At 76.2% G+C, this 24852-nt stretch carries 22 protein-coding genes and 1 tRNA gene; 10 read left to right on the top strand and 13 right to left on the bottom strand.

Annotated features, from left to right (window positions below; translation table 11 throughout):
* Nucleotides 1–32: 32 nt before the first annotated feature.
* Nucleotides 33–1727, top strand: a complete 1695-nt coding sequence (gene murJ / locus ACRYR8_RS08440; RefSeq protein ID WP_432483954.1) for a murein biosynthesis integral membrane protein MurJ — start codon at nucleotides 33–35, stop codon at nucleotides 1725–1727.
* Here the strand turns inward: murJ and ACRYR8_RS08435 are convergent.
* Nucleotides 1704–3998, bottom strand: coding sequence for a DUF6049 family protein (locus ACRYR8_RS08435; RefSeq protein ID WP_432483953.1), 2295 nt, complete (start codon nucleotides 3996–3998; stop codon nucleotides 1704–1706). The two genes, murJ and ACRYR8_RS08435, sit on opposite strands and share 24 nt — an antisense overlap.
* Nucleotides 3995–4471, bottom strand: a complete 477-nt coding sequence (locus tag ACRYR8_RS08430) for an NUDIX hydrolase (RefSeq protein ID WP_432483952.1) — start codon at nucleotides 4469–4471, stop codon at nucleotides 3995–3997. Before ACRYR8_RS08430 ends, ACRYR8_RS08435 begins: the two co-directional genes overlap by 4 nt.
* Nucleotides 4472–4617: 146 nt before the next feature.
* On the opposite strand from ACRYR8_RS08430, the gene ACRYR8_RS08425 reads away from it, so the two are divergent.
* Nucleotides 4618–6033, top strand: coding sequence for a CCA tRNA nucleotidyltransferase (locus ACRYR8_RS08425; protein ID WP_432483971.1), 1416 nt, complete (start codon nucleotides 4618–4620; stop codon nucleotides 6031–6033).
* Between the two features lie 77 nt (nucleotides 6034–6110).
* Here the strand turns inward: ACRYR8_RS08425 and ACRYR8_RS08420 are convergent, their stop codons facing one another.
* The 8 genes from ACRYR8_RS08420 to ACRYR8_RS08385 form a co-directional block, all read right to left on the bottom strand.
* The gene (locus tag ACRYR8_RS08420) at nucleotides 6111–7586 is read right to left on the bottom strand and encodes a diguanylate cyclase domain-containing protein (RefSeq protein ID WP_432483951.1); all 1476 of its coding nucleotides are present in this window, start codon (nucleotides 7584–7586) and stop codon (nucleotides 6111–6113) included.
* Nucleotides 7587–7956: 370 nt separating this feature from the next.
* Entirely contained in the window at nucleotides 7957–8790 is an 834-nt protein-coding gene (locus tag ACRYR8_RS08415) for a metallophosphoesterase family protein (RefSeq protein WP_432483950.1), read from the bottom strand.
* Nucleotides 8787–10823: a Stk1 family PASTA domain-containing Ser/Thr kinase gene (gene pknB / locus ACRYR8_RS08410; protein WP_432483949.1), complete on the bottom strand. Its 2037-nt coding sequence runs from the start codon at nucleotides 10821–10823 to the stop codon at nucleotides 8787–8789. The genes ACRYR8_RS08415 and pknB overlap by 4 nt, the downstream gene beginning before the upstream one ends.
* 57 nt (nucleotides 10824–10880) lie before the next feature.
* The gene (locus ACRYR8_RS08405) at nucleotides 10881–12344 is read right to left on the bottom strand and encodes a peptidoglycan D,D-transpeptidase FtsI family protein (protein ID WP_432483948.1); all 1464 of its coding nucleotides are present in this window, start codon (nucleotides 12342–12344) and stop codon (nucleotides 10881–10883) included.
* Nucleotides 12341–13717, bottom strand: coding sequence for an FtsW/RodA/SpoVE family cell cycle protein (locus ACRYR8_RS08400; protein WP_432483947.1), 1377 nt, complete (start codon nucleotides 13715–13717; stop codon nucleotides 12341–12343). The genes ACRYR8_RS08405 and ACRYR8_RS08400 overlap by 4 nt, the downstream gene beginning before the upstream one ends.
* Complete coding sequence (locus tag ACRYR8_RS08395) at nucleotides 13717–15150, bottom strand: PP2C family protein-serine/threonine phosphatase (RefSeq protein ID WP_432483946.1); 1434 nt, start codon at nucleotides 15148–15150, stop codon at nucleotides 13717–13719. The genes ACRYR8_RS08400 and ACRYR8_RS08395 overlap by 1 nt, the downstream gene beginning before the upstream one ends.
* Nucleotides 15151–15157: 7 nt before the next feature.
* Complete coding sequence (locus ACRYR8_RS08390) at nucleotides 15158–15637, bottom strand: FHA domain-containing protein FhaB/FipA (protein WP_432483945.1); 480 nt, start codon at nucleotides 15635–15637, stop codon at nucleotides 15158–15160.
* Between the two features lie 7 nt (nucleotides 15638–15644).
* Nucleotides 15645–16349 carry an FHA domain-containing protein gene (locus tag ACRYR8_RS08385; protein ID WP_432483944.1) on the bottom strand — a complete coding sequence of 235 codons (705 nt, stop codon included), beginning with the start codon at nucleotides 16347–16349 and terminating at the stop codon, nucleotides 15645–15647.
* Nucleotides 16350–16479: 130 nt separating this feature from the next.
* Here ACRYR8_RS08385 and ACRYR8_RS08380 point away from each other — a divergent pair.
* The 6 genes from ACRYR8_RS08380 to ACRYR8_RS08355 all read left to right on the top strand — a co-directional run bounded on the left by ACRYR8_RS08380 (nucleotide 16480) and on the right by ACRYR8_RS08355 (nucleotide 21403).
* Nucleotides 16480–16563, top strand: a tRNA-Leu gene (locus ACRYR8_RS08380).
* An 86-nt stretch (nucleotides 16564–16649) separates the two neighbouring features.
* The gene (locus ACRYR8_RS08375) at nucleotides 16650–17480 is read left to right on the top strand and encodes an NAD(P)H-binding protein (RefSeq protein WP_432483943.1); all 831 of its coding nucleotides are present in this window, start codon (nucleotides 16650–16652) and stop codon (nucleotides 17478–17480) included.
* 39 nt (nucleotides 17481–17519) lie between these two features.
* Entirely contained in the window at nucleotides 17520–17954 is a 435-nt protein-coding gene (locus tag ACRYR8_RS08370) for a PPOX class F420-dependent oxidoreductase (RefSeq protein WP_432483942.1), read from the top strand.
* 90 nt (nucleotides 17955–18044) lie between these two features.
* Complete coding sequence (locus tag ACRYR8_RS08365) at nucleotides 18045–19286, top strand: globin domain-containing protein (protein ID WP_432483941.1); 1242 nt, start codon at nucleotides 18045–18047, stop codon at nucleotides 19284–19286.
* A gap of 23 nt (nucleotides 19287–19309) precedes the next feature.
* Nucleotides 19310–21046 carry a P-loop domain-containing protein gene (locus tag ACRYR8_RS08360; protein ID WP_432483940.1) on the top strand — a complete coding sequence of 579 codons (1737 nt, stop codon included), beginning with the start codon at nucleotides 19310–19312 and terminating at the stop codon, nucleotides 21044–21046.
* Between the two features lie 57 nt (nucleotides 21047–21103).
* Nucleotides 21104–21403 (top strand): hypothetical protein, encoded by a 300-nt coding sequence (locus tag ACRYR8_RS08355; RefSeq protein WP_432483939.1) that lies wholly within the window; start codon nucleotides 21104–21106, stop codon nucleotides 21401–21403.
* On the opposite strand, the gene mscL is transcribed toward ACRYR8_RS08355, so the two are convergent.
* Entirely contained in the window at nucleotides 21400–21861 is a 462-nt protein-coding gene (gene mscL, locus ACRYR8_RS08350; RefSeq protein ID WP_432483938.1) for a large conductance mechanosensitive channel protein MscL, read from the bottom strand. The genes ACRYR8_RS08355 and mscL overlap by 4 nt on opposite strands.
* Before the next feature lie 47 nt (nucleotides 21862–21908).
* Between mscL and ACRYR8_RS08345 the strand changes: the two genes are divergently transcribed.
* The gene (locus ACRYR8_RS08345) at nucleotides 21909–23063 is read left to right on the top strand and encodes a lycopene cyclase family protein (RefSeq protein ID WP_432483937.1); all 1155 of its coding nucleotides are present in this window, start codon (nucleotides 21909–21911) and stop codon (nucleotides 23061–23063) included.
* Here ACRYR8_RS08345 and ACRYR8_RS08340 read toward each other — a convergent pair.
* Both ACRYR8_RS08340 and ACRYR8_RS08335 read right to left on the bottom strand, forming a co-directional pair.
* Nucleotides 23053–23691, bottom strand: a complete 639-nt coding sequence (locus ACRYR8_RS08340) for a YceI family protein (protein ID WP_432483936.1) — start codon at nucleotides 23689–23691, stop codon at nucleotides 23053–23055. The two genes, ACRYR8_RS08345 and ACRYR8_RS08340, sit on opposite strands and share 11 nt — an antisense overlap.
* A 122-nt stretch (nucleotides 23692–23813) precedes the next feature.
* On the bottom strand, nucleotides 23814–24425 hold the full coding sequence (locus ACRYR8_RS08335) for a hypothetical protein (protein ID WP_432483935.1): 612 nt from the start codon (nucleotides 24423–24425) through the stop codon (nucleotides 23814–23816).
* A 205-nt stretch (nucleotides 24426–24630) separates the two neighbouring features.
* Between ACRYR8_RS08335 and ACRYR8_RS08330 the strand changes: the two genes are divergently transcribed.
* Nucleotides 24631–24831 (top strand): hypothetical protein, encoded by a 201-nt coding sequence (locus tag ACRYR8_RS08330; protein ID WP_432483934.1) that lies wholly within the window; start codon nucleotides 24631–24633, stop codon nucleotides 24829–24831.
* Nucleotides 24832–24852 lie beyond the last annotated feature (21 nt).

The following is a 24852-nucleotide window of genomic DNA, read 5'->3' as shown; positions in this document are numbered from 1 at the left end:
CGCCGGGCGCCCGCATCGGCGACCATCGGGGCGTGAGCACGACACGCCGCCCGGCGCCCGCCGCCCCCTCCGACCCCCCGGCGCACGACGCGTCGACGGAGTCGCTGGCCCGTTCCAGCGCCCTCATGGCGTCCGGGACGCTGGTGTCGCGGCTGCTGGGGTTCGTGCGCACCGCGGTGCAGGGCGCGGTCCTGGGCGTCAGCACGCAGGTCGGCGCGCAGACGTTCGACGTCGCCAACAAGGCGCCCAACGTCTTCTACATGCTGCTGGCCGGCGGGGTGCTCAACGCGGTGCTCGTGCCGCAGATCGTGCGGGCGCTCAAGCGCCCCGACGGCGGCGAGGACTACGTCAACCGGCTCGTCACCCTGGCCCTGGCCGTCATGGCGGGCGCCACGGTGCTGCTGACGCTCGCCGCGCCGCTGGTGGTGCGCCTCTACGCGCCGTCCTGGTCGGGGGGGTGGACGGCGCTGGCCACGCTCATGGCGTTCTGGTGCCTGCCGCAGGTCTTCTTCTACGGCCTGTACACGGTGCTGGGGCAGGTGCTCAACGCCAAGGGCAGCTTCGGGCCGTACATGTGGGCCCCGGTCGTCAACAACGTCGTCGCGATCGCCTCGCTGCTGGTGTTCGCGCTCGTCGCCCCGGGCGCGAAGGAGTGGTCCGCCGGGGACTTCGACGCCACCGCGATCGCGGTGCTCGCCGGCGGCGCCACCCTGGGCATCGTGGCGCAGGCGCTGGTGCTGCTGTGGCCGCTGCACCGCTCCGGGTTCCGGTACCGGCCCCGCTGGGGCCTGCGCGGCTCCGGGCTCGGGACCGCCGGCCGCGTCGCCGGCTGGACGTTCGCGGGCGTCGTGGTCGGCCAGCTGGTGTTCGTGCTCACCACGCAGATCGCGACGGACGCCGGCGAGTACCTGACGGTGAACGACCTGGAGGGCGCCACCAACGCCACCTACACGCCCGCCTACCTGCTGTTCATGCTGCCGCACTCGCTGGTGGCGGTCTCGCTCGTGACGGCGCTGTTCACCCGCATCAGCTCCGCCGCCGCGCACGGCGACACCGCCGCGGTGCGGCGCGACTTCTCCTCCGGCGCGCGCACCGTCCTGGTGGCGGGCGTGCTCGCCACCGCGGCGCTGGTCGCCCTGGGGCCGTGGATCGGCATCGCCCTGTTCGGCGACGACGGTTTCTTCGTCGGCCGGGTGGCCGCCGCGATGGCCCTCGGCCTCGTGCCCTTCAGCGCCACCTACCTGGTGCAGCGCGTGTTCTACGCGTACGAGGACGCCCGCACCCCGTTCACCGTCTCCGCCGTCGTCGCGGCCGTCATGGCCGCCGGGGACCTCGCCTGCTGGCTGCTGCTGCCGCCGCGGTGGACGGTCCTGGGCATCGCCCTGGCGATGAGCCTGTCGAACGTGGTCGGCGTCGTGCTGGGCCTGGCGCTGCTGCGCCGCCGGCTGCGCTCCCTGGACGGCGGCGGCATCGACGGCCACCTCGTGCTGCGCACCCTCGTGCGTGCGATGATCATCGGCGTGCTCTCCGGCGGCGCCGCGCACGGGCTGGCGCTCCTGATCGCGCGGCTGGGCGACTCGCGCGCCGTCGCCCTCGCGGTCGTCGTGGTGGGCGGGCTGGTCCTCCTGGGCCTGTTCGTCGCGCTGTGCCGGGCCATGCGGGTGCGCGAGCTGACCGACCTGGCCGCCCCGCTGCTGCGGCGGCTACCCCTGCCCGGTCGGCGCTGAGGAGCGCTGCCCGTCCTGCTCGGCGGGGGGCTCGCCGTCGACGTCGGCGTGCGGGGCGGCGTCCACCCGCCGGCGCCCGCGCCGCACCGCGCGCGCCAGGCCCACCACGAGCAGCGCCCCGGCGCCGCCGCCCACGAGGCCGGTCAGCCAGCCCTCGAGGTCGGCGCGCACGTTGACGTCCAGCCCCACCGGTTCACCCAGCAGCAGCCCCGAGGGGGTGCGCAGCTGCGCCTCCACCACGACGCTGCCGTTGGCCAGCGCCCGCACGGGCACCCCGACGCGCAGCTGCCCGCGGGCCGGCACGGTCTGCACGGGCACCGCCTCCAGCTGCACGCGGGGGCTGCGGGGGCGCAGCACCAGCTCCACCTGCACCGGCACCGACAGCTCGTTGACGACGGTGACGGGCAGCTCGGTTCGGGTCGCGGCGAGGTTCAGGACGCTGCCGGGCAGCACGTGCACCGCGCGCAGCAGCGCGGCGACGTCCTCCTCCAGGCCCCTCCGGCTCGCGCGCGCCTCGGGCAGGTGCCCGCGCCAGGACGTGGCCAGCAGCATCAGCGCCGAGCGCTGCGCGGCGCCGGTGGCGGACGCGGTGCCGCCCAGGGCCTCGCGCAGCTCCGCGAGGGTGGCCAGGGCGGCGTCGACGGCGGCGACGTGCACGGCGGGCAGCGCGGCCCGCGCCGACGCGGCCTCCTGCACGGGCACCTCGTCGCGCTCGACGTCGGGCACGGGCGTGGCCAGCAGGTCGGTCAGCGGCTGCCAGGCCCCCCACCCGGAGCCCTCCACGGCCGCGAGGAGGCCCTGCAGGACGGTGGGGCGCGGGTCCAGGGTGCGCGGCGCGACCAGGAGCAGGCTGCGGGGGTCGCTGGGCCGCTGCAGGGTGATGGTGGCGATCTCGGCGAGGACCCGCTGCACGAGCGCGGCGGGGCTGTCGCCCCCCTCCCCGGAGGTCCCCCCGCCCGTCGCGTCGTCCCCGCCGGCGGCTCGCACCAGCAGCGCGGACAGGGTGGTGTCGGCGACGAGCGCGCTGAGGCTCGTGCCCGCGCCGGTGCGCACGAGCGCGCGGCCGGTGGGCGTGTACGTGAGGTCGTCGCCGGTGGCGAGGGTCTCGTCGTCCAGGACGACGGCGGTGGCGCCGGCGGCGGCGGCCAGGGACAGCGCCCGCCGGTCGGCGGTCTCGTCGGCGGGCCAGGCCACGCTCGTCAGGACGGTCGCCGCCCCGTCCAGGGCGGCGCCCACGTCGGCACCCGCCGAGCCGGCCGCCGTCAGCAGCTCCGCGCCGGCGGGGGCGCCGGTCAGCGAGGCCAGGTCGGGGTCGCCGTGCGGCAGGGCCACGACGCAGCGGCCGGCCGCGGCGGCGGACAGCCGCTCGCGCCAGGCCTGCAGGGCGTCGGCGACCGGCGCCGGGTCGTCCGTCCCGGCCGGCAGCGACGCCGGCGACGCGTCCTCGGCCGGGTCGGCGGGCGGGTCGGCGGGCGCCTCCACCGCCCCCTCCGTCGGGGTGGCGGTGCCGTCACCCGTGTCCACCGGGCCGGTGGTGAGCGCGGTGGCCAGCACCGCGGGGTCCACGGCCCAGGAGGTGCGGGGGTCGCTGGACGCCTCCACCAGCCGCCCCAGGCGCCCGGCGACCTCCCCGGCGAGGCCGGCCGCCTCGCGGGTGCGGCCCGCCACCAGCGGTAGCAGCAGCGAGAGCAGGGTGGTGCGCACCCCCTCGGGGGCGCTGGAGACGAGGAAGGTGCGGGCCAGCCCGGCGCGCTCGCCGTCGGCGTCGACGACCTCCACGGCGGCCGGGTGCGCCCCCGGCCCGTCGCCCAGCTCCGCGGCCGGCAGGGTGAGGACGACCTCGGTGCCCTCACCGGGGGCCAGGGACCCGCCGGCGACGTCGGCGGTCCCGGAGGCGGCGGTGCCGCGGCCCAGGGAGGCGTCGGTGTCGGCGGACTCCCAGCGCTCCAGGGAGTAGCGCCCCACGACGGGGGAGCGCTGCGCGACCAGCCGCGCCGCCGCGCCCCGCAGCGCCTCGTCGCCGTCGTTGACCACGCGGGCCCGCACCGTGACCAGGGAGCGCGCCGGGTCGTCCGCGGCGTACGTGGTGGGGGTGACCTCCAGCACGGTGACCCGCAGCGGCAGGGCGTCGTCCGGGGCCGAGGCGGTGGGGGAGCTCGTGGCCGCGCGCGCCGGGGCCGCACCCGTCAGGGCCGCCGCCCCGGCCAGCCCGGCGAGCACGTCGCGGCGGCGGGGGCGGGGCGGCGCGGGGGGAGCGTCGGGGCGCTTCACGCGAGTTCGCCGAGCCGCAGCACGGCCGCCTCCACGGCCCTGCGCTCGTTGGGGAACGCCAGCCGCTCGTCCAGCTCCCGGAACGGCACCCACGCCACGTCCACGGCCTCGGCGTCCGGGTCGTTCTCGACGGTGAGGTGCCCGCCGACGGCCTTGAGCAGGAACAGGTGCACGACCTTGTGGATGCGCCGCCCGTCGGCGGAGAACCAGTAGTCGATGCTGCCCAGGCCCTCCACGACGACGCCGCGGATTCCGGTCTCCTCCTCGATCTCGCGCACCGCGGCCTGCTCGAGCGTCTCGGTGCCCTCCGGGTGGCCCTTGGGCAGGCACCACTCCAGGCGACCGGCCCGGTTGAGGCGGCAGATCACCGCGGCGCGCGGCTCACCGGTGCTGACGTCGACGACGAGCCCGCCGGAGGAGGTCTCCTGCACGGTGGGCAGCCGGCGGCGCGGCTCCCGGGCAGGTCTGACCATCGGCTCACTGTAGCCAGGGCGGCCGCTCACCTCTGGCACCCTTGGACCCCGTGCAGCAGCCCCAGGCGAACGACGGAGCGGACGAGGCGCTGGAGCGCGCGCTGGAGCAGGCGCGGGCCCGCGCGGTGCGGGCCCTGGAGCCGGTGATGCCGGTGCTGGTGGACCTCGGCCGCCGCTTCGAGCAGGCCGGTCACGAGCTGTCCCTGGTGGGCGGGCCGGTGCGCGACGCGTTCCTGGGCCGGCGCTCGGCGGACCTGGACTTCACCACCGGCGCCCGCCCGGACGACACGGTCGCGATCCTCAAGCGCTGGGGCGACGCGTTCTGGGAGGTGGGCCGCGAGTTCGGCACGATCGGTGCGCGCAAGCGCTCCGGCGGCGTGGACGTCGTGGTGGAGGTGACGACGTACCGCTCGGAGAGCTACGACCCCGACTCCCGCAAGCCCGAGGTGTCCTACGGCGACGACCTGGTGGGTGACCTGTCGCGTCGCGACTTCACGGTCAACGCGATGGCGCTGCGGCTGCCGTCGCTGGACTTCGCCGACCCGCACGACGGGCTGACGGACCTGGCGGCGGGGGTGCTGCGCACGCCGGTGACGGCGGAGCAGTCGTTCTCCGACGACCCGCTGAGGATGATGCGGGCGGCCCGCTTCGCCGCGCAGCTGCGGCTGCGGGTGGCGCCGGACGTGCTGGCGGCGATGACGGCGATGTCGGGGCGCATCGGCATCGTGTCGGCGGAGCGGGTGCGCACGGAGCTGGAGAAGCTGCTGCTGGCGGCCGACCCGGTGGCGGGGCTGCGGCTGCTGGTGGACACCGGCCTGGCCGACCACGTGCTGCCGGAGCTGCCGGCGCTGCGCCTGGAGATCGACGAGCACCACCGCCACAAGGACGTCTACGAGCACTCCCTCACCGTGCTGCAGCAGGCCGTCGACCGCGAGGACGGCCCGGACGGGGAGGTGCCGGGCCCGGACCTGCTGCTGCGCCTGTCGGCGCTGCTGCACGACGTGGGCAAGCCCCGCACCCGCCGGTTCGAGGAGGGCGGCGGCGTGAGCTTCCACCACCACGAGGTCGTGGGGGCGAAGATGGTCGCCAAGCGGCTGAAGGCGCTGCGCTTCGACAACGACACGGTCAAGGCGGTGGCGCGGCTGACGGAGCTGCACCTGCGCTTCCACGGCTACGGCGACGGGGAGTGGACGGACTCGGCGGTGCGCCGCTACGTCACCGACGCCGGCCCGCTGCTGCCGCGCCTGCACAAGCTGACCCGCAGCGACTGCACGACCCGCAACCAGCGCAAGGCGAACCGGCTCGCGGCGGCCTACGACGACCTGGAGGCGCGCATCGCGCGCTTGCGCGAGCAGGAGGAGCTGGACTCGATCCGGCCGGACCTGGACGGCACGGCGATCATGGAGGTCCTGGGCATCGGGCCCTCGCGCACGGTGGGGCGGGCCTACCAGCACCTGCTGGCGCTGCGCATGGAGCGCGGCCCGCTGGGCGAGGAGGCGGCCCGCGCTGAGCTGCTGGCCTGGTGGGCCCAGCAGCCCGAGTCCCAGCAGCCGGGTTCCTGACCCCCACCCCCACCCGCGGTGGTCCAGGAAGCCGCCTCCCCCTCGATCACCGCGGGGGAGGGGGAGCGGGGTCCGGGTCAGGGGGTGAAGACGCGCACCCGGTTCTTGCCGGCGGCCTTCGCCGCGTACATGGCCACGTCGGCGTGCTGCACGACCTGCTCGGCGTCCTCACCGGGGCCGCGGTGGGCCACACCCACGCTGGCACCCACCCGCACCGGCCCGCCCGGCACCGGGACCGGCTCGCACAGCGCCTCCACGAGCCGCCCGGCCAGGTCGGTGACGGCGGCGCCGGCCAGGCCGCGCACCAGCACCGCGAACTCGTCGCCGCCCAGGCGCGCGCACAGGTCCCCCTCCCGCACGGCCAGGCGCAGGCGCTGCGCGACGCACCGCAGCAGCTCGTCGCCGGCGGCGTGCCCGTGACCGTCGTTGACGACCTTGAAGTCGTCCAGGTCCACGAACGCGACGCTGAAGCGGGCCGCCGGGTCGGCGGCCGCGCGCTCGAGCGCCTCGGTGAAGGCGGCGCGGTTGGCGAGACCGGTGAGGTCGTCGGTGCGGGCCCGTTCGGCGAGGGCGCGGTGGGCGTCGAGGTTGCGCAGCGCCAGCGAGGACTGCGTGAGGACCGAGTGCAGCGCGGGGACGCCCTCGGCGGCCACGCGGTCCGGCGCTCCCACCAGGAGCCAGCCGTGCTCGAGCGCGGGGTGCGTGACGGCGACCCACTCGCCGGGGCGGTCGGCCAGGGCGTCCAGCGGCCCGCCGTCCACCCGCACCGGTCGGTCGTCCACGGCCCCCCGCACCGGCAGGTGCACCCCGGTCAGCACCTCCGGCAGCGGCCCCCGCCAGGCCCCGGCGGTGTGCAGGGTCCGGGCGCCGCCGGGTTCGGCCACCACCAGCACGCTCGCCAGCCCGGGGGTGGCCCCGCACACGGCGACCGCCGCTCGCAGGGCCCGCTCGACGACCTCCTCGCGGTCCGCGGCGCTCAGCAGCCCCCGCCCCAGCTCGGTCAGCGCGGTGCTGCGCAGCTGCCCCTGCTCACGGGCGAGGAGGGCGCTCGCCAGGTGGCGCGCGCCGGCCATCGTCACGAACAGCAGCGGCACGCACCCCAGCAGCTCGGTGCCCCGGCTGGAGCCGTCGTGACCGGGGACGAGGTGCCACAGCGACAGCCCGCCCACCATGCCGGCGACCACGAGCGTGCAGTGCAGCAGCGCCCGGCGGGAGGTGCCGTAGACGGCGCGGAACCACAGCCCGGGGAAGGCGAGGCCGAGCACCATCGTGGGCGGTGCGGTCAGGGCGACCGCCGCGCCCACGAGCGCCGCCTCGGCGAGGTCCGCGGCGAGCACGGCGCGGCGGGTGACGTAGCGGTGCACCCACACGAGCAACAGGAGGGCGGTGGCCGCCGTGGCCAGCAGCGCGGTGACCGGCTCGGCGCCGCGCACGGCGGTGGGGACCAGCAGGGCCGCCGACAGCAGCGCGATCAGGCAGAACAGCCACCGCGTCCGCTCCACGAGCTCCACGGGGCGTGCCCACCGGCGCAGCCGGTCCGCTCCAGCCGCCATCGACCTCACCACCTCCGCGGCGGGCCCGGTCGGGTGCCGTCGCTCACGGGGCACCGGCCGCGCCGGTGGACGTCCCCGTGCTGTGTTGTCGGCCGGTCGCGGCGCCCGGAGCAGCGCCCGTCAGGGTGAGGGTTCAACCGGGGCCGGGCGGCCGCTCCGGTCCGCTGGTGCCGGTCCGCCCCCGGCGGGTACGGGACCGGCACGGCGACCACCGACGAAGTGCTGCACGTCGTCCGCGACGCCGACCGCCCGGCGGGCGGGGACCACCCGATCGCCGCCGAGCAGGCCCGGCTGAACTCCACCTCCTGAACTCCACCTCGCGCATCGCCGCCGGTGAGCGCGAGGTGCCGCCGGACCCGGGGGCCGCGGGTCAGCGCGCCGGCGCTCCCCCGGTCCGCAGGATCCGCTGCACCGCGTCCGGGTCGAGGACGAACAGCTCCTCGCCGTCACCGGGGGCCGCGACCGACAGCACCGTCACCCGCACCCCGGCCTCGTCGACGTCCACCAGGCACGCGCCGGAGCCGCGCAGCACCCGCTCGGACCCGTGCTCCACGAGCACGTCGGTGCGGTTGGCCACCCCCGGCGCCACGACCGCCGTCAGCCCGCCGGGCAGCGTCGCCACGTAGGGGTGGTGGTAGTGCCCGCTGAGCACGGCGCGCGCGTCCGTGCCGGCCAGGGCGTCCAGCAGCCGCTGCGGCTCCTGCAGCTTCAGCCCCTCGTGCAGCACCGTCGGCGCCGGCAGCGGGGAGTGGTGCACCACGACGAGCGAACCCAGCGGAGCAGGCTCGGCGAGCACCTCGCGCAGCCGGTCCAGCTGCTCGTCGCCCAGCACCCCGTGGCCGTGCCGGGGCACGGAGCTGTCCAGCACGACCAGCCGCAGGCCGCGCGCGTCGTGCACGGAGCGCACCGGGCCGAGGACCTGCGTGAACGGGCCGGGCAGGTCGTGGTTGCCCATCGCGTACGCGACGGCGGCGGCGCCGTGCTCGCGGGCGAAGCCGCCGACGAGTTCGCGCACCGTCTCGTAGGAGTGCACGGACCCGTCGTCGGAGACGTCGCCGGAGACGACCACGGCGTCGAGCGGGCCGAGGCCCTCCAGGGACGCCAGCACGTGCCGGAGCACGGCGGTGGTGTCGACCTTCCCGCCGCCGTGCAGCCCACCGGGGGCCATCAGGTGCGTGTCGGACAGGTGCAGCACCCGGCTCACCGCTCGTCCTCCTCGACCGGGGTGCCGGCGGCGGTGTCCTCCGCCTCGTCGCCGTCGCCGTCGCCGTCCCCGTCGCCGTCGCCGTTGCCGCCGCCGTTGCCGCCGCGGGTGGCGGCGCTGGACGGGTTGGCCGTGGAGCTGGAGCCCGGGCTGGCCGTGGCCGACGGCGAGCGCGTCCCGGTGGACGTCGACGTGGGCGTCGGCGTGGGCGTGGGCGTGGCGACCTGCTCGGGTGCCAGGACCAGGTCGACGGAGGTGTTCACGTCCACCGTGGACTCCGGCGTCGGGCTCTGGGAGACCACGGTGCCGGGCTCGCCCTCCGCGTCGGGGTCGGTGGAGGTGTTGACGTTGAGGTTCAACCCGTCGAGCTGGTCCTGCGCCTCCTCCAGGGTCAGCCCCGTCAGGTCCGGCACGGTGACCTGCCCGCTGGCGACGTACAGCGTCACCCGGGTGTCCGGCGCGACGCTGGCGCCCGCCGCCGGGTCGGTGCGCACCACGGTGCCGGGCTCCGCGGACGGGTCCTCGTCGGTGGGCTGCGCCGAGCCGGGGTTCAGCCCCGCGTCGCTCAGCTCGTCGCGGGCGTCGTCCTGGCTGGAGCCGGTCACGTCGGGCACCCTCACGGCCGCGGGGCCGGTGGACACCGTCAGCGTCACGGTGGAGCCGATGACCGCGGAGGTCCCGGGCGCCGGGTCGCTGCTGATGACGTCCCCCGCGTCCACGGTGTCGCTCGCCTCCTCCACGACGGCCGGCTCCAGCTGCGCCCCGGTCAGCAGGTCCTCCGCGTCCTCCTGCGGCAGGCCCACGACCTCCGGCACGTCCACGGCCGTCGGCGAGGACGTCGCCGACGGGTCGGTGCCGCCGCCGTCGCCGAGGTTCAGCAGCGCGTACCCGACCCCGCCGATGCCGCCCAGCAGCACCAGCACCAGGAGCACCCACGGCCAGCGCCGGCCGCGCCGCTCCTGCGGCGGCTGCCCGTCGCCCACCTGCGGCAGGGTGCCCGTGGACGTCCCCGTGGACGTGCCCGGCGGTGCGCCCGGCACGGCGGGCGCGACGCGGGTGGCCGCGGTGGGCGGGCCCGTCGGCGGCAGCGCCGTGGTGGTGGCCGCCGGCACCGCGGTCGTCGGCGCGAAGCTCGCCCCCCGCAGCGGGCGGCCCTCCACCGCGCGGCGCAGGTCGTCGGCGAAGTCGCCGGCGCTCTGGTAGCGGTGCTCGCGGTCCTTGCTCAGCGCCATGAGCACGACCTGGTCCAGGGCGGGCGGGATGCTCGGCGACAGGGTGCTCGGCGGCTTCGGCTGCTCCGAGACGTGCTGGTAGGCCACCGCGACGGGCGCGTCGCCGGTGAACGGGGGCCGGCCGGTGAGGATCTCGTACAGCAGGCAGCCGGTGGAGTACAGGTCGCTGCGCGTGTCGACGGTCTCCCCGCGCGCCTGCTCCGGCGACAGGTACTGCGCGGTGCCCATGACGGCCGACGTCTGGGTGAGGGTGGCGGAGGAGTCGCTGACGGCGCGGGCGATGCCGAAGTCCATCACCTTCACCTCGCCCGCCGGCGTGATCATCACGTTGGCGGGCTTGATGTCGCGGTGCACGATGCCCATGCGGTGGCTGTACTCCAGCGCCCCCAGCACGCCCTCGGTGATGGACAGCGCCTCGGTGGTGGACAGCGGGTGGTCCGTGCGCAGCATGTCGCGCAGCGTCCGGCCCTCGACGTACTCCATGACGATCCACGGCAGGTCCACGTGCGCGCCGCCGTGCTCGGTGACCCGGTCGGCGCCCGTGTCGTACACGGCGACGATCGAGGGGTGGTTCAGCCCCGCCGCGGCCTGCGCCTCGCGGCGGAACCGCGTCTGGAAGGACGGGTCGCGCGCCAGGTCCGAGCGCAGCAGCTTCACCGCCACCATCCGCCCGAGCCGGGTGTCGCGGGCGACGTGGACCTCCGCCATGCCGCCGCGGCCGAGCAGGGCGCCGACCTCGTAGCGCCCGCCGAGCAGGCGCGGCGATGCCTGCCCGCCGCTGCTGGTCGATGCGTCCGTCACTGCGTTCCCCGTCCCCGTCGTCCCCGTCGTCCCTCGTCCACGCCCGCGGCGCGCCCGTCACCCATCGAGCGCCGCCCGCATGACCTGCTGCGCCACCGGTGCCGACAGCCGGCCGCCGTAGGCGCTGTCCACCGAGCCGCCGTCCTCGATGACCACGGCGACGGCCACCTCCCGGTTCTCGCCCTCGTCGTCCTGCGCCCACGAGGTGAACCAGGCGTAGGGGACCTGCCCCGCACCGCGCTGCGCGGTGCCGGTCTTGCCGCCCACGACGGCGCCGTCGATCTGCGCGCGCGTGCCCGTGCCGGACTCCACGACGGCGCGCATCATCTCCTGCAGCGCGGCGGCGGTGTCCTCGCTCACCGCACGGCCGAGCTCCTTCGGGGCGGGCTCGGAGATGACGTCGAGGGAGTCCGCCTCCCGCACGGTCCGGACGAGGTTCGGCTCCATGACGACGCCGTCGTTCGCGATGGCCGCGGAGACCATCGCCACCTGCAGCGGGGTCACCCGCACGTCGCCCTGCCCGATGCCGGCGTACGCCAGCAGCGGCCCGGACGCGTCCTCGGGGAACTGGCTCCGCGTCACCGACATCGGGATCGACAGGGGTTGCTCGAAGCCGAACGCCTCCGCCTGCGCGTCGAGGGCCTCGGCGCCGAGGTCCAGGCCGAGCTGGCCGAAGGCCGTGTTGCAGGAGATGCGCAGCGCGTCGAGCAGGCTGACCTGGTCGTTCGGCCCGCAGGCGGTGCCCTCGTCGTTGCTCAGCGTGTTGTCGGTCTGCGGCAGGTCCAGCTCCCGCGGGCCGGCCACGAGGCTGTCGGTGGTGTACTCACCGCTCTCCAGCGCCGCCGCGGCGGTGACCAGCTTGAACGTGGACCCCGGCGGGTAGAGCGCGCCGATCGGCCGGTTCGTCAGCGGGTCGTCCTCGTCGGCGAGCAGCGACTGCCACGCCTGCTCGGCGGCCTGGCCGTCGTGGGTGGCCAGCACGTCGGGGTCGTAGCTGGGGCTGGAGACCATGGCCAGCACGTCACCGGTGGACGGGTCGAGGGCGACGACGGCGCCCTTGCGCCCGTCGAGGGCGTCCCACGCGGCCTGCTGCACCTCGGGGTCCAGGGTGAGGGTGACCGATGCCCCGGCCGGGTCCTCCCCGGTGAGCAGGTCCGCGAGCCGCCGGTAGAACAGCTCGTCGGCGGTGCCGGAGAGCACGTCGTTCATGGCGCGCTCGATCCCGGAGGCGCCGTAGCGGATGGAGTAGTAGCCGGTGACCGGGGCGTACAGCTCACCGGCGGCGTACTGGCGCAGGAACTCGTACGGGTCCTCCACCTCCACGCTGGTCGCGACGGCCTGGCCGGCGCCCACGAGGATCGCGCCGCGCTCGCGGCCGAACTCGGCGTACAGCTGACGGCTGTTGCCGGGCATCGCGTTGAGGTCGCCGGCGCGCACGAACTGGATCCACGTCGTGGAGGCGAACAGCGCGAAGAAGAGGAAGGCGACGACGGCCGACAGCCTGCGCAGGGGACGGTTCACGGGATCCGCACCGCCTGCGTCACGCCGGTGTCGCCACCGGGCTCGGGACCGTTGCGCACCTCCACCGCGGGGCGGCGGGCCAGGTCGGAGATCCGCAGCAGCAGTCCCACCACGATCCAGTTCGACACCAGCGACGAGCCGCCCGCGGCGAGGAAGGGCGTGGTCAGGCCGGTCAGCGGGATGACGCGGGTGACGCCGCCGACGACGACGAACACCTGCAGCGCCACGGAGAACGCCAGGCCCGCGGCCAGCAGCTTGCCGAAGCCGTCGCGCACCCCGATGGCGGTGCGCAGGCCCCGCTCCACGAGCACGCCGTACAGCAGCAGCAGGGCGAACAGCCCCACCAGGCCCAGCTCCTCGCCGAACGAGGCGTAGATGAAGTCGGAGTTGGCGTACGGGACGATGTCGGGCCGGCCCCGGTCCAGGCCGGTGCCCAGCAGCCCGCCGTTGGCCATGCCGTACAGGCCCTGCAGCAGCTGGTAGGCGCTGTCGGCGTTGTCCGCCTCGAAGGGGTGCAGCCAGATGTCCACGCGGCTGCGCACGTGGGACATCGTCGTGGCGGCGAACACGGCCCCGGCGGCGAACAGGCCCAGGCCGAGCAGGATCCAGCTGACCCGCTCGGTGGACACGTACAGCACGGCCACGAACAGCCCGAAGAACAGCAGCGAGGTGCCCAGGTCGCGCTGCAGCACCAGCACGCCGACGCTGACGGCCCACGCGAGGAGGATGGGCCCGAGGTCGCGGGCGCGCGGCAGGCGCAGGAACAGCACCTTGGGCCCGGTCAGGGACAGCGCGTCGCGGTGCACGACGAGGTAGCCGGCGAAGAACACCGCCAGCGCGATCTTGGCGATCTCGCCGGGCTGGAACGACAGCGGGCCGATCCCGATCCAGATGCGCGCGCCGTTGACGGTGCGGCCCAGGCCGGGCACCAGCGGCAGCAGCAGCAGCACGAGGCCGGCGACCATCGCGGTGAACGTGTAGCGGCGCAGGATGCGGTGGTCGCGCAGCACCACGACGACCGCCCCGGCGGCGGCGACACCCAGCGCGGACCACACGAACTGCCGGGACGCCGAGCCGGTGCCCTCGGCCAGGTCGAGGCGGTGGATCATCACCAGGCCCAGGCCGTTGAGCAGCGTCGTCACCGGCAGCAGGACGGGGTCGGCGTGCGGGGCGCGCCAGCGCAGCAGCAGGTGCAGGACCACGGCGAGCGCGCCCAGGCCCCCGCCGTGCACGAGCAGCCCGGCGGGCAGCGCCCCCTCGCCGGTGAGGCCCAGCACGGCCCAGGCGCCGCACGCGATGAGCACGGCCGCCACGACGAGCACGAGCTCGACGTTGCGGCGCGTGGTCGGGTAGACGGGCAGGACGGTGGCCATCAGCCGACCCCTCCGCAGTCCTCGGCGGGCGCGTCGCCCGGTGTGCCGGTGGTCGTGGGCGTCCCCGGTGCGCTCGCCGTCGCCTCCGCCGCCGTCAGCGCCGCCGCGGGGGCGGCGGTGGGCGAGGTCGTGGGCGAGGTCGTGGGCGAGGTCGTGGGCGAGTCGGTGGACGCAGCGGTGGGCGAGGGGTCCTGCGCCGCCGCCCGGCAGTCCGCCGCGAGCTCCTCGAGGTTCTCGATGGTCTGCCGCGCCTCGCTGAGCCCGGACGCGCTGATGCGGTCGGTGACCCGCGCGGCGTACGTGCTGGGCAGGTCGCTGAGGGCGATGCCGGTGCGCTCCACCACGCGCGAGGTGCTCAGCGGGCCGATGTCCTGCGTCAGGCCCTGGAACAGGGCCACGCGGGAGTCGTCGACCCCCACGAAGTACTGGTGCTGGCTCCACCGCCACCCGCCCCACGCTCCGGCGGCCAGCAGCACCAGCAGCAGCAGGGGGCCGGCGATCCAGCGGCGGCGCGCCCGCTGCCGGCGCGTGCGCTCCGTCCGGTCGCGGGGGCCGGGATCGTCGTCCTCCTGGTCGTCGTCGCCCTCGCGGGGCGCGCGCAGCGCCGCGGCCCGCGCCGCGGGGGTGCCGGCGGCGCTGGAGCGGCGGGGCCGGTGGAACGCGGCCGCGCCCACGACCTGGGGGGTCGTGGACGGCGGGGGCCCGCCGCCGAGCTCCACCACGTCGGCGACCACGCAGGAGACGTTGTCGGGGCCGCCGCCGCGCAGCGCCAGCTCCACGAGCCGCTCGCAGGTGGCGTCGGGCGCCTCGCCGGCGGCGAGGGTCTCGGCGAGGGTCTCGGCGCTGACCACGCCGGACAGGCCGTCCGAGCACAGCAGGTAGCGGTCGCCGGGGCGGGCCTCGCGCACCGACACGTCGGCGGTGTCGTCGTCGCGGCCCGTGAGCACCCGCATGATCACCGAGCGCTGGGGGTGCCGCTCGGCCTCCTCGGCGCTGATGCGGCCCTCGTCGATGAGCGACTGCACGTAGCTGTGGTCGCGGGTGAGCTGGGTCAGGACGCCGTCGCGCAGCAGGTAGCCGCGGGAGTCGCCGATGTGCGCCAGGACGAGGCGCGAGCCGGCGCGCAGCACCGCGGTGACGGTGGTGCCCATCCCCGCCAGCTCGGGCTCGTCGGCCACCCGGCGGCGCAGCTGGTCGTTGGCGGCCTCCAGGGCGTGGTGCAGGTGCTCGGCGGCGTCGTCGCTGCCGTGGGACTCGCCGTCCAGGCCGGCGAGCTCCCCGACGGCCAGGGAGGAGGCGACGTCGCCGCCGGCGTGCCCGCCCATGCCGTCGGCGACGACGAGCAGGTGGGGGCCGGCGTAGCCGGAGTCCTGGTTGGTGGAGCGCACCAGCCCGACGTCGGAGCGGGCGGCGTAGCGCAGGGCGATGGCCACGGTCCGCTCACCTCCGCAGTTCGAGGACGGTCCGCCCGATGCGCAGCGGCGTGCCGGGCTCGAAGGGCACCGGGGTGCTCAGGCGGTCGCGGCCCAGGTAGCTGCCGTTGGTGGACTGCAGGTCCTCCACGAGCCAGCCGGTGCCGCCCTCGGCGGGGGTGATGCGCACGTGGCGGGTGGAGGCGTACTCGTCGTCCAGGACCAGGGTGCAGTCGGCGCCGCGGCCGATGAGGACGGGTGCCGACCCCAGCGCGAGGGTGGTGCCGCGCAGCGACCCCTCCACGACCACCAGGGTGGCGCGCTCGCGCCGCGGGGCCTCGGGGGGCGCCTCGGTGCGGCGGCCGCGGCCGCGGTCGCGCTCGGTGCGCCGCGCGGTGACGCGGGTCCCGAGCAGGTCGGTGCGCAGCACGCCGACGACGGCGAGCACGAACAGCCACAGCAGGGCCAGCAGGCCGAGCCGCAGCGCGGTCAGGGTGAGCTCGCTCACGGGCTCCTCAGGTCCAGGCCTCGTCGCGGCGCGGTGCGCGGTAGACCGCGCGGGTGCGTCCGAGGGTGATGGTCGCGCCGTCGAACAGGTCCGTGGAGGACACCCGCTCGCCGTCGACGAACGTGCCGTTGGTGGAGCCGAGGTCGACCAGGCGCGCACCGGCGGGGCCGACGCGGACCTCGGCGTGCCGGCGGGAGACGCCGGGGTCGTCGACGACGACGTCGGCCTCGGAGCCGCGGCCGAGGACCGTGACGGCCTCGGTGAGCACGTACCCGCGCCCGTCGACCTCCAGCTGGGGCCTGCCGGCGGTGGAGGTGCGGGCGGTGGCGGGCGCCACCCGCCCCTTCACCGTGGAGCTGAGGACGCGGAAGACGCCGGTCTCCAGGTCGTCGGACTCGTGGAAGTCCACCCGCACGGGGCCGACGAAGGAGTAGCGCTGCTTCTCGGCGTGCTGGGTGACGGCCGCGACGAGCTCGTCGGCCAGCGTGTCCTGCCAGGAGGCGATCTTGTCGTGGTCGGCGCGACCGAGCTCCACGATGAAGCTGTTGGGCACGAGGGTGCGCCCGCGCGCCAGGACGGCGGCGCGGTCGTCGAGCTCGCGGCGCAGGGCGCTGGCGACCTCCACGGGCTGTACCTCGCTGCGGAAGGCGCGGGCGAAGACGCCGTTGACGGCTCGTTCGACCCCGCGCTCGAACCGGTCGAGCACTCCCACGCTCCGCCCCCCTCCTCGAGAACCCCGCTGCTCCGGCTCCCGCATCGTAGCCGCGGGAGCCCTGCCGGCCCCGTCGGGAGAGCGGGGGCGTCCGTGGAGGCCTCGTGGACCTGCTAAGGTCTTCATGTCTGCGCGAGTGGCGGAATAGGCAGACGCGCACGGTTCAGGTCCGTGTGCCCGAAAGGGCGTGGGGGTTCAACTCCCCCCTCGCGCACAGGGTGAAGGCCCCGGTCGATCTCGACCGGGGCCTTCGTCGTCCCCGGAGTGCTCCCCGGCGCGAGTCGCGCCAGGCTGGGCCCCGTGGGACTCATCGGGGTGACGGGTGCGACCGGGCACGTCGGCGGGCGCGTGGCGCGCGCCCTGGCGGCGGCGGCCGTGCCGCAGCGGCTGGTGGTCCGGAACCCCTCCCGGGCCCCCGACCTCGTCGGCGCCGACGTGCGGGCGGCCGCCTACGACGACGGCGAGGCGCTGCGCCACGCGCTCGACGGGGTGGACGTGCTGCTGCTGGTGTCCGCCTCGGAGGCCGCCGGCCGCGTGGCGCAGCACCGCGCGGCCGTGGAGGCCGCCGCCGCGGCGGGGGTGCGGCGCGTCGTCTACACCTCGTTCCTGGGGGCGGCGCCGGACTGCACCTTCACCTTCGGCCGCGACCACGCCGCCACCGAGGACCTGCTCGCCGCGGCCCGCCTGGAGACCACGGTGCTGCGCAACTCCTTCTACCTCGACGTGCTGCCGGAGTTCGTCACCGACGGGGCGCTGCGCGGCCCGGCGGGCGAGGGGCGGCTGGGGGCCGTGGCGCGCGCCGACGTCGCCGAGGTCGCCGTGGCCGCGCTGCTGGACGAGTCGCACGCCGGGCGCACCTACGACGTGACCGGGCCGCAGGCGCTGAGCATGGCGGAGGTCGCGCGGACGATCACCCGCGTCACCGGGGAACCGGTGCGCTACGTGCAGGAGACCGTGGAGGAGGCGTACGCCTCCCGCGCCGGGTTCGGGGCGCCGCGCTGGGAGGTGGACGGCTGGGTCAGCACGTACACCGCCGTCGCCGCGGGTGAGCTGGACGTCGTCAGCGACGTCGTGCAGCGCCTCACCGGCCACCCCGCCCGGACCCTGGAGGACGTCCTGCGCACCCGCTGACCCCTGGTGCGGGGACGTCCGCGCGCCTAGCGTCGCGCCGTGAGCACCGACCGCGAGCAGCAGTTGCTGGACCTCGTCGCCGCCACCCGCAACGGCGTCCTGGTGACGCTGAAGCGGGACGGGCGCCCGCAGCTGTCCAACGTCACCCACCACTACGACCCCGCCCGCCGGCTGGTGCGGGTGTCGATCACCGCCGGGCGCGCCAAGTCGCGCAACCTCGAGCGGGACCCGCGCGCCTCGCTGCACGTCAGCGCCGACGACTTCGGGTCCTGGACGGTCGTGGAGGGCGACGCGGAGCTGACCCCCGTCGCGCAGCGCGAGGACGACGCGACGGTGGGGGAGCTGGTGGACCTGTACCGGTCGCTGGCCGGTGAGCACCCCGACTGGGACGACTACCGGGCGGCGATGGTGCGCGACGGCCGCCGCGTGGTGCGGCTGCCCGTCGGGCGGGTGTACGGGCAGCTGCCCGGCTGAGCCCGGCCCGGCGACACCTCCCCGCTGGCACGGGCCGCGCCGCCGTGGTGGCGTGGGGCGTCGACGCGGACGAACCCAGGGAGGACCCCGATGCTCTCCGAACGGTCCCGACCGGTGCTGGAGGCGACCCTGCCCGTGGTCGCCGACAACGTGCAGCTGATCGCGAAGCGCTTCTACGGGCACATGTTCGCCGCCCACCCCGAGCTGTTCGACGGCACCTTCAACCGCGGCAACCAGGCCCGGGGCGGCCAGCAGGTGGCGCTGGCCGGGTCGGTGGCCGTCTTCGCCAGCGCCCTGCTCAAGACCCCCGAGCAGCTGCCCGAGCAGCTGCTGTCGCGCATCGCGCACAAGCACGCCTCGCTGGGCATCCGGCCCGAGCAGTACGACGTCGTGCACGAGCACCTCTTCTGGGCCGTCGGCGACGTCCTCGGCGACGCGGTCACGCCGGAGGTGGCCGCCGCGTGGGACGAGGTGTACTGGCTGATGGCGTACGCGCTGATCCACCAGGAGAGGGGCCTGTACAGCGCCCGCGGGGTGCGCCCGGACACGGTGTGGCGCCCGTGGCGGGTCGCGCGGAAGGTCCGCGAGACCGACGACGTGGTGACGTTCGTGGTGGAGCGCACCGACGACCGCCTGGTGAAGACGTCCCTGCCCGGGCAGTACGTCACCGTGCAGGTGCCGCTGCCGGACGGCGTGCGACAGCCGCGCCAGTACAGCCTGACCCGCGCCGACGACGGCCGGCACCGGCAGTTCTCCGTCAAGCGCGTGCACGGCGGCGGGGAGCCGGACGGCGAGGTGTCCACGGCCCTGTGCGAGTCGGTGGGGGTGGGCGACGAGCTGACGCTGTCGCTGCCCTTCGGCGACGTGGTCCTGGACGACTCCGGCCGCCCGGTGGTGTTCGCCAGCGCCGGCATCGGCGTCGCGCCGATGGCGGGGATGCTCTCGCACCTGGCCGCCGCCGGTTCGGGCCTGCGGGTGCTGCTGCTGCACGCCGACGCGCGGGAGGACTCCTTCGCGCTGCGCGAGCAGGTGCTCGCCGACGTGGCGGCCCTGCCGAACGCCTCCGCGCACGTGTGGCTGGAGCGGGGCGGCGGCGAGGGCCTGCCGGTCGGCGGGGTGTCCCGCGGGTTCATGGACCTCGCGGACGTGGACCTGCCCGAGGACGCCCTGTACTACCTGTGCGGGCCGATCCCCTTCATGCGGGCGGTGCGCACCGCGCTGCTGGACCGGGGGGTCTCGCCGCGCGACGTGCAGTACGAGGTGTTCGGCCCGGACCTGTGGGCGGCGGACCTGGCCGCCGAGCCGGCCCCCGGCGCGCTCGCCGCCGGGTAGGCCGCCGCTCGTAGGGTCGCGGTGTGCCCCGACCTCGCGACCACGCCCCCTCCCGCGACCGCGACCGCGAGCACGCCGGCGCCGACCTGGCGGGTGCGCTGCACCGGCTGCACGACGGCCCGTACGCGCGCTACCGCTCGCTGACGGGCCGGCGCTGGCCGCTGCTGCCGGGGGCGACGTTCTCCCTCGTGCGCGGGCAGGCCGACCCGTTCGCCCCGCCGAGCCGGTGCGAGGTGCGGGTGGACGCGGCCACCGCGGGGTTCGCGCCGCTGGGGCTGGACGCCCCGGCGCGCCGCCGCGCGCTCGCCGGGTACCTGGCCCGCCGGGCCCGCGCCGCGGCCGGCGGCACGTTCCGCGTGGACGCGGGCGGGCAGGAGGTGCTGCAGCGCAGCAGCTGCGAGGTCGGTGCGGACGGGTCGGTGGTGCTGCGGTTCGGCTACCACCTGCCCGGCCCGCGCCGGCGGATCGACGGCCGCACCGCGGCGCGGGACCTCACCGGGGCGTTGCCGGAGCTGGTGCGCTCGGCGCTGCTGGCGCCCGCGCTGGACGCGGCCGAGGTGCGCGCCTTCGTCGACGCGGTGGAGGACGCCGCGGTGCTGCGGTCCCGGCTGCCGGAGCTCGGCCTGGTGGCCTTCGTCGCCGACGGCGCGGTGCTGCCGCGGCGCAGCGGCGTGGACCCGCGCCCGGCGCTGGACGCGGTGCCGTTCACGAGCCCGCCGTCGCTGCGCGTGGAGGTGGACCTGCCGCACCGCGGCCGGGTGAGCGGGATGGGGGTGCACGAGGGCGTCACGGTCGTCGTGGGCGGCGGTTTCCACGGCAAGTCGACGCTGCTGGCCGCGCTGCGGGCGGGCGTGCACGACCACGTGCCCGGTGACGGGCGCGAGCTGGTCGTCGCGGTCGCGGACGCGGCGGCGATCCGCGCCGAGGACGGGCGGGCGGTGACGCGGGTGGACGTCGGCGCGTTCGTCACCGGCCTGCCCGGCGGGCTGGACCCGCGCGACTTCAGCACCGCCGACGCCTCCGGCTCCACGTCGCAGGCCGCCGCGGTCGTGGAGGCGCTGGAGGCGGGCAGCCGCCTGCTGCTGGTGGACGAGGACACGGCGGCGACGAACCTCATGGTGCGCGACGCGCGCATGCAGGCGCTGGTGGCGAAGGGCGCCGAGCCGCTGAACCCGTTCGTGGACCTGGTGCGCTCCCTGCACACCGACCACGGGGTCTCGACGGTGCTGGTGGTGGGCGCCTCCGGCGACTTCCTCGACGTGGCCGACCGGGTGCTGCTGATGCGGGAGTTCCGCTGCGAGGACGTCACCGAGCGCGCCCGCGAGGTGGCGGCGACCCCGACGGGCCGGGCGGTGGAGGTGGAGGGCTTCCCGCCGGTGCGGCACCGGGTGGTGGACCCGCGCTCGCTGGACCCGCGGGTGCGCGATCGGCGCAAGGTGTCCGCGCGCGGCACCGACGCGCTGCTGTTCGGTGAGCACGACGTGGACGTGCGGGCGGTTCGGCAGTTCACCGACCCCTCGCAGGTCGCCGGTGCGGGGTACGCGCTGGACCACCTCGTCGCGGCCGGTCACCTGGACGGGCGGCGCGCGCTGGCGGCGGCGCTGGAGCTGCTGGTGGCGGACCTGGCCGGGCCGGTGGACGGGTGGACGGGCGGGGCGAGCGCCGACGTGGCGGTGCCGCGCCCGCACGAGGTGGCGGCGGCCCTGAACCGCCTGCGCGGTCTGCGCGTCCTCGGGCTGCGCGACACCCCCGGGGGCTGAGCCGTCCGCCGGGGTTCCGGTGGCGGGGGAGGGGCGGCGCCGTCAGGGTGGTGAGCCGTGAGCACTCCCAGCGACGAGACCGGCAAGAGCACCCGGCCGACCGACCGGGTCGACCCCACGGACAACGCCGAGGTGCGCGCCGTGGAGGAGGGTGGCAGCCGTCAGGTGGCCCGCGGGTCGGACGGCGGCATCCAGCCCTCGCCCGCGCGCAGCCCCGAGGACCCGCTCGGCACCGAGGAGGGGATCCCGGCGGGCACCGGTGCGGGCGACCCGCTGGCCGGCGTCCTCATCGACGAGCGCGACGCCGAGCAGGCGGTCTCCGGGGACACCGGCCCGGAGAGCTCCTCCGGGCGCTAGGCCCCGGCCCGGGGGCCGCGGTCCCCGGCGGGGGTACCGCCCTGCTGCTGCGCGAGGAGGTCGCGGATCTCCGTGAGCAGCCGGACGTCCTCGCTGGGGGCCGCCGGCTCGGGCGCCTGGTTCTCCTTGCGCAGGGCCAGCAGGCGGTTCAGCGGCGTGACGACGAGGAAGTACACGACGGCCGCGACGATGAGGAAGTTCAGCACCGCGCCGACGACCGTGCCGAACTGCAGCCCCACCTCCTGCGCCTCCCCGTCGACGGTGATCGTGCGCAGGGGCACCACCCACGTCCCGGCCAGGTCCGGGCCGCCGCCGATCGCGGCGACGAGCGGGTTGATGAGCCCCTGGACGACGGACGTCACCACGGCCGTGAAGGCGGTGCCGATGACCACGGCCACCGCCAGGTCGATGACGTTCCCGCGCAGGACGAAGTCGCGGAAACCGGTGACGAGTTTCACGGGTGCCTCCCGGGGCGGCGGTGTTCGGGCACTGGGACCCTAGGGGCGTGGACGGTCCGGGGGCGAGCGGTGCGGGTGGTGCCCCGGCGGGGGTCGTCGTGGTGGGTCTGGGGGCGGCGGGCGCGAGCCTGGCGTGGCGGCTGGCGGGTTCCGGGGTACCGCTGCGGGTCGTGGAGGCGCCGGTGTCCTCGGGCCGTCGGACCCGGTCGCGGACCTGGTGCACGTGGGGACCGGCCGGGCCGGGGCCGTTCGGCCACCTGGTGTCGGCGTCGTGGCCGAGGGTCCGGCTCGTGCCGGTCGCCGGCGACGACGTCGTCGCGCACCTGGGCGGCTGGCGCTACCGGATGCTGCGCTCGCAGGACCTGGACGCCGCGGTGCGCGAGCGCCTGGCCGGTGCGGGCGTGGAGGTGGAGGAGTTCGCCGTCGACGACGTGGCGGAACTGCGGGAACCCGGGTGGACGGTGGTGGACACCCGCCCGGTCCCGGTGCCCCGCACGGGGCGGACCCTGCTGCTGCAGCACTTCCTCGGCCGGCGGGTGCGCGCCGAGCGCCCGGTGTTCGACCCCTCGACGGTGACGCTGATGGACTTCCGCCTCCCGCAGCCTGCCGGTGGGGTGGCGTTCGGGTACGTGCTCCCGACGTCGCCGCACGAGGCGCTGGTGGAGTACACGGAGTTCTCGGGCGGCGTCCTGGACGCCGAGCGGTACGAGGAGCTCCTGGCGGAGTACCTGCTGCGCAGCGGGATCGGCGAGGTGGAGGTGCTGGGCACCGAGCGCGGCGTCATCCCGATGACGGACGCGGACTTCGCGCCGTCCGGTGTTCCCGGGGTGCTGCGCTGGGGGGCGGCGTCGGGGTCGGTGCGCCCCTCGACGGGCTACGCGTTCAGCGCGCTGCAGCGCCAGGCGGACGTCCTGGCGGCGCGGGCGCGGGAGGGTTCACCGCTGGTGCTGCCGCCGGCGCACCGGCGCCGGCACCTGCTCATGGACTCGCTGGTGCTGGAGGCGCTGGCGTCCGGCCGCGTGGACGGGGCGGGGTTCTTCACGGGCCTGTTCGCGCGGAACCCGGTGCACCGTGTGCTGGGTTTCCTGGACGGCGGCACCGGCCCCGCGGACGACCTGCGCCTGATGGCGTCGTCGCCGCGGGGGCCGATGCTGCGGACCGTCCTGGGGAGGGTGGTCCCGAGGGTTCCCCTCAGGCGTTGAGCACGGCCTCGACGTCGAGCTCGAGGTCCACCTTGTCGGCGACGACGAGGCCGCCGTTGTCGAGCTTGGCGTCGAAGGAGATGCCGAACTCGCGGCGGTCGATGCGGCCCTTGGCGGAGAAACCGGCGCGGGTGCCGCCGTAGGCGTCGGGCCCGAACCCGGAGACCTCCATCGTCAGGGTGACGGGGCGGGTGACGCCCTTGAGGGTGAGGTCGCCGGTGAGCAGGAAGTCGTCGCCGTCGTGGGTGAGGGCGGTGGAGACGAACGTCGCCGACGGGTGGGTGGCGACGTCGAAGAAGTCGCCGCTGTGGACGTGGGCGTCGCGCTGCTCGTTGAAGGTGGTGAGCGAGGTGACGTCGACGGTGGCGTGGACCGAGGAGCCGGTGAGGTCGTCGGTGGTGACGATCTCGCCGGACACGGCGCCGAGCCGGCCGCGGACCTTGCTGACGGCCATGTGCCGCACGGTGAAGGACACCTCGGAGTGCGAGGCGTCGATGGTCCACGTGCCGGGCAGGTAGCCGGGCACCTGCGGCGGGGCCGCGGGGGCGGGCAGCGTCGCGGTGGCGGTGCCGTTCGCGGTGGTGCTCGCCGCGCTCTTCTCGTCGTTCTTCTTGCCGAACCAGCCCATCGTGGTCTCCCCAGGTCGTTGAGTCTTCAACTTCTGGGTCGACAGTAACCCCTTCTCCCTTGAAAGTGCAACTACTTCCCCGGCTCCCCACCGCGGGGTGGGGAGCCGGGGAGGGGGGCGGGTCAGACGACCGTGCCGCGCTCGAAGAACCAGGCCACCGTCAGCGCCACCGGGTCCACGGACCCCTCGTGCACGGTGCCGCGGGCCCCGTCCGCAGCCGCTCGGTACGCGGCCGTCAGCGCCGTCACCGCCGGGACCCCCGCCGCGTCGGCGCCCGCCAGGGCCCGCGCCGCCGGAGCCATCGCCCGCAGCACGGGCTCCCCGCCGTCCTCGCCCGCGACGCCGACGTGCCCGGCGGCCAGCGCCAGCTCGTGCGTGCCCACGTCCCCGCTGCACACCCGCGCCAGGTCCTCGAACCAGGCGCTCAGCGGCTGCAGCGGCCCCCGGGTGCGCGAGACGCCGCGCGCCACCGCCTCGAACACCTGGGCGGGGGAGGCGCCCGGCGGCTGCCCGGCCACCTCGGCGTCGGCCGCCAGCACCGTCTCCACGAGGGCGCCCGCCACCCCGTCGAGCTCCACCCGTCTGGCCAGCACCTGGTCGCGGAACCCCGTCCACCAGGCCAGCACCCGTCGTCCGTCCAGGTCGGCCGAGCGGTTCCCCCGCACCGGCCGCACCGGCCGTCCCTCGTGCAGGACCTGCAGCAGGTCCTGCGCCGTCGTCGCCCGAGCGTCCACGTCGTCCTCCTCCTCGAGGTGGCTCGAGCGTCGCACCGGGGGCGGCGGGTCGCCACTCGGCGGGACGGCCGTGCCGGGCACACCCGGGTGGTGACGCACCGTAGTCAGATTTTCCGGAAGTGCGTCCTCAAGCGTGCGGGGAGGGGGACCGATGGCACTGGTGTCGGTGACGCTCAGTCCCGATCACGACTGGAGGAGAGTCACCGTGTCCGCTTCCCGCGCCTTCGCCGCCCTGCTCGTCGCCGGCTCCGTGCTCGCCGGTTCCGCCGCCCTGGCCCCCGCCGCCACGGCCGCGCCGAAGAGCACCGTGAAGGTCTCCGTCGCCAAGGACTCCGGGAAGACCGGCCACCTGCGCGACGCCTCCACCGGCCACCTGCGCAGCGTCGTCACCGGCCACCTGCGCTGACGCCCCCGGCGCCCCCGCCGC

Origin of the sequence: Kineococcus esterisolvens (assembly GCF_050871405.1) — a bacterium.
Classification (GTDB): Bacteria; Actinomycetota; Actinomycetes; order Actinomycetales; family Kineococcaceae; genus Kineococcus.
This window is presented reverse-complemented; position numbering and strand designations above follow the sequence as displayed.

What these genes read in the sequence shown, in the direction of transcription:
- ACRYR8_RS08400 (WP_432483947.1), bottom strand. Translation starts at nt 13,717, where the DNA reads ATGGCCACCGTCCTGCCCGTCTACCCGACCACGCGCCGCAACGTCGAG.
- ACRYR8_RS08365 (WP_432483941.1), top strand. Translation starts at nt 18,045, where the DNA reads ATGCTCTCCGAACGGTCCCGACCGGTGCTGGAGGCGACCCTGCCCGTG.
- ACRYR8_RS08430 (WP_432483952.1), bottom strand. Translation starts at nt 4,471, where the DNA reads ATGGTCAGACCTGCCCGGGAGCCGCGCCGCCGGCTGCCCACCGTGCAG.
- ACRYR8_RS08425 (WP_432483971.1), top strand. Translation starts at nt 4,618, where the DNA reads ATGCCGGTGCTGGTGGACCTCGGCCGCCGCTTCGAGCAGGCCGGTCAC.
- ACRYR8_RS08340 (WP_432483936.1), bottom strand. Translation starts at nt 23,691, where the DNA reads ATGGGCTGGTTCGGCAAGAAGAACGACGAGAAGAGCGCGGCGAGCACC.
- ACRYR8_RS08420 (WP_432483951.1), bottom strand. Translation starts at nt 7,586, where the DNA reads ATGGCGGCTGGAGCGGACCGGCTGCGCCGGTGGGCACGCCCCGTGGAG.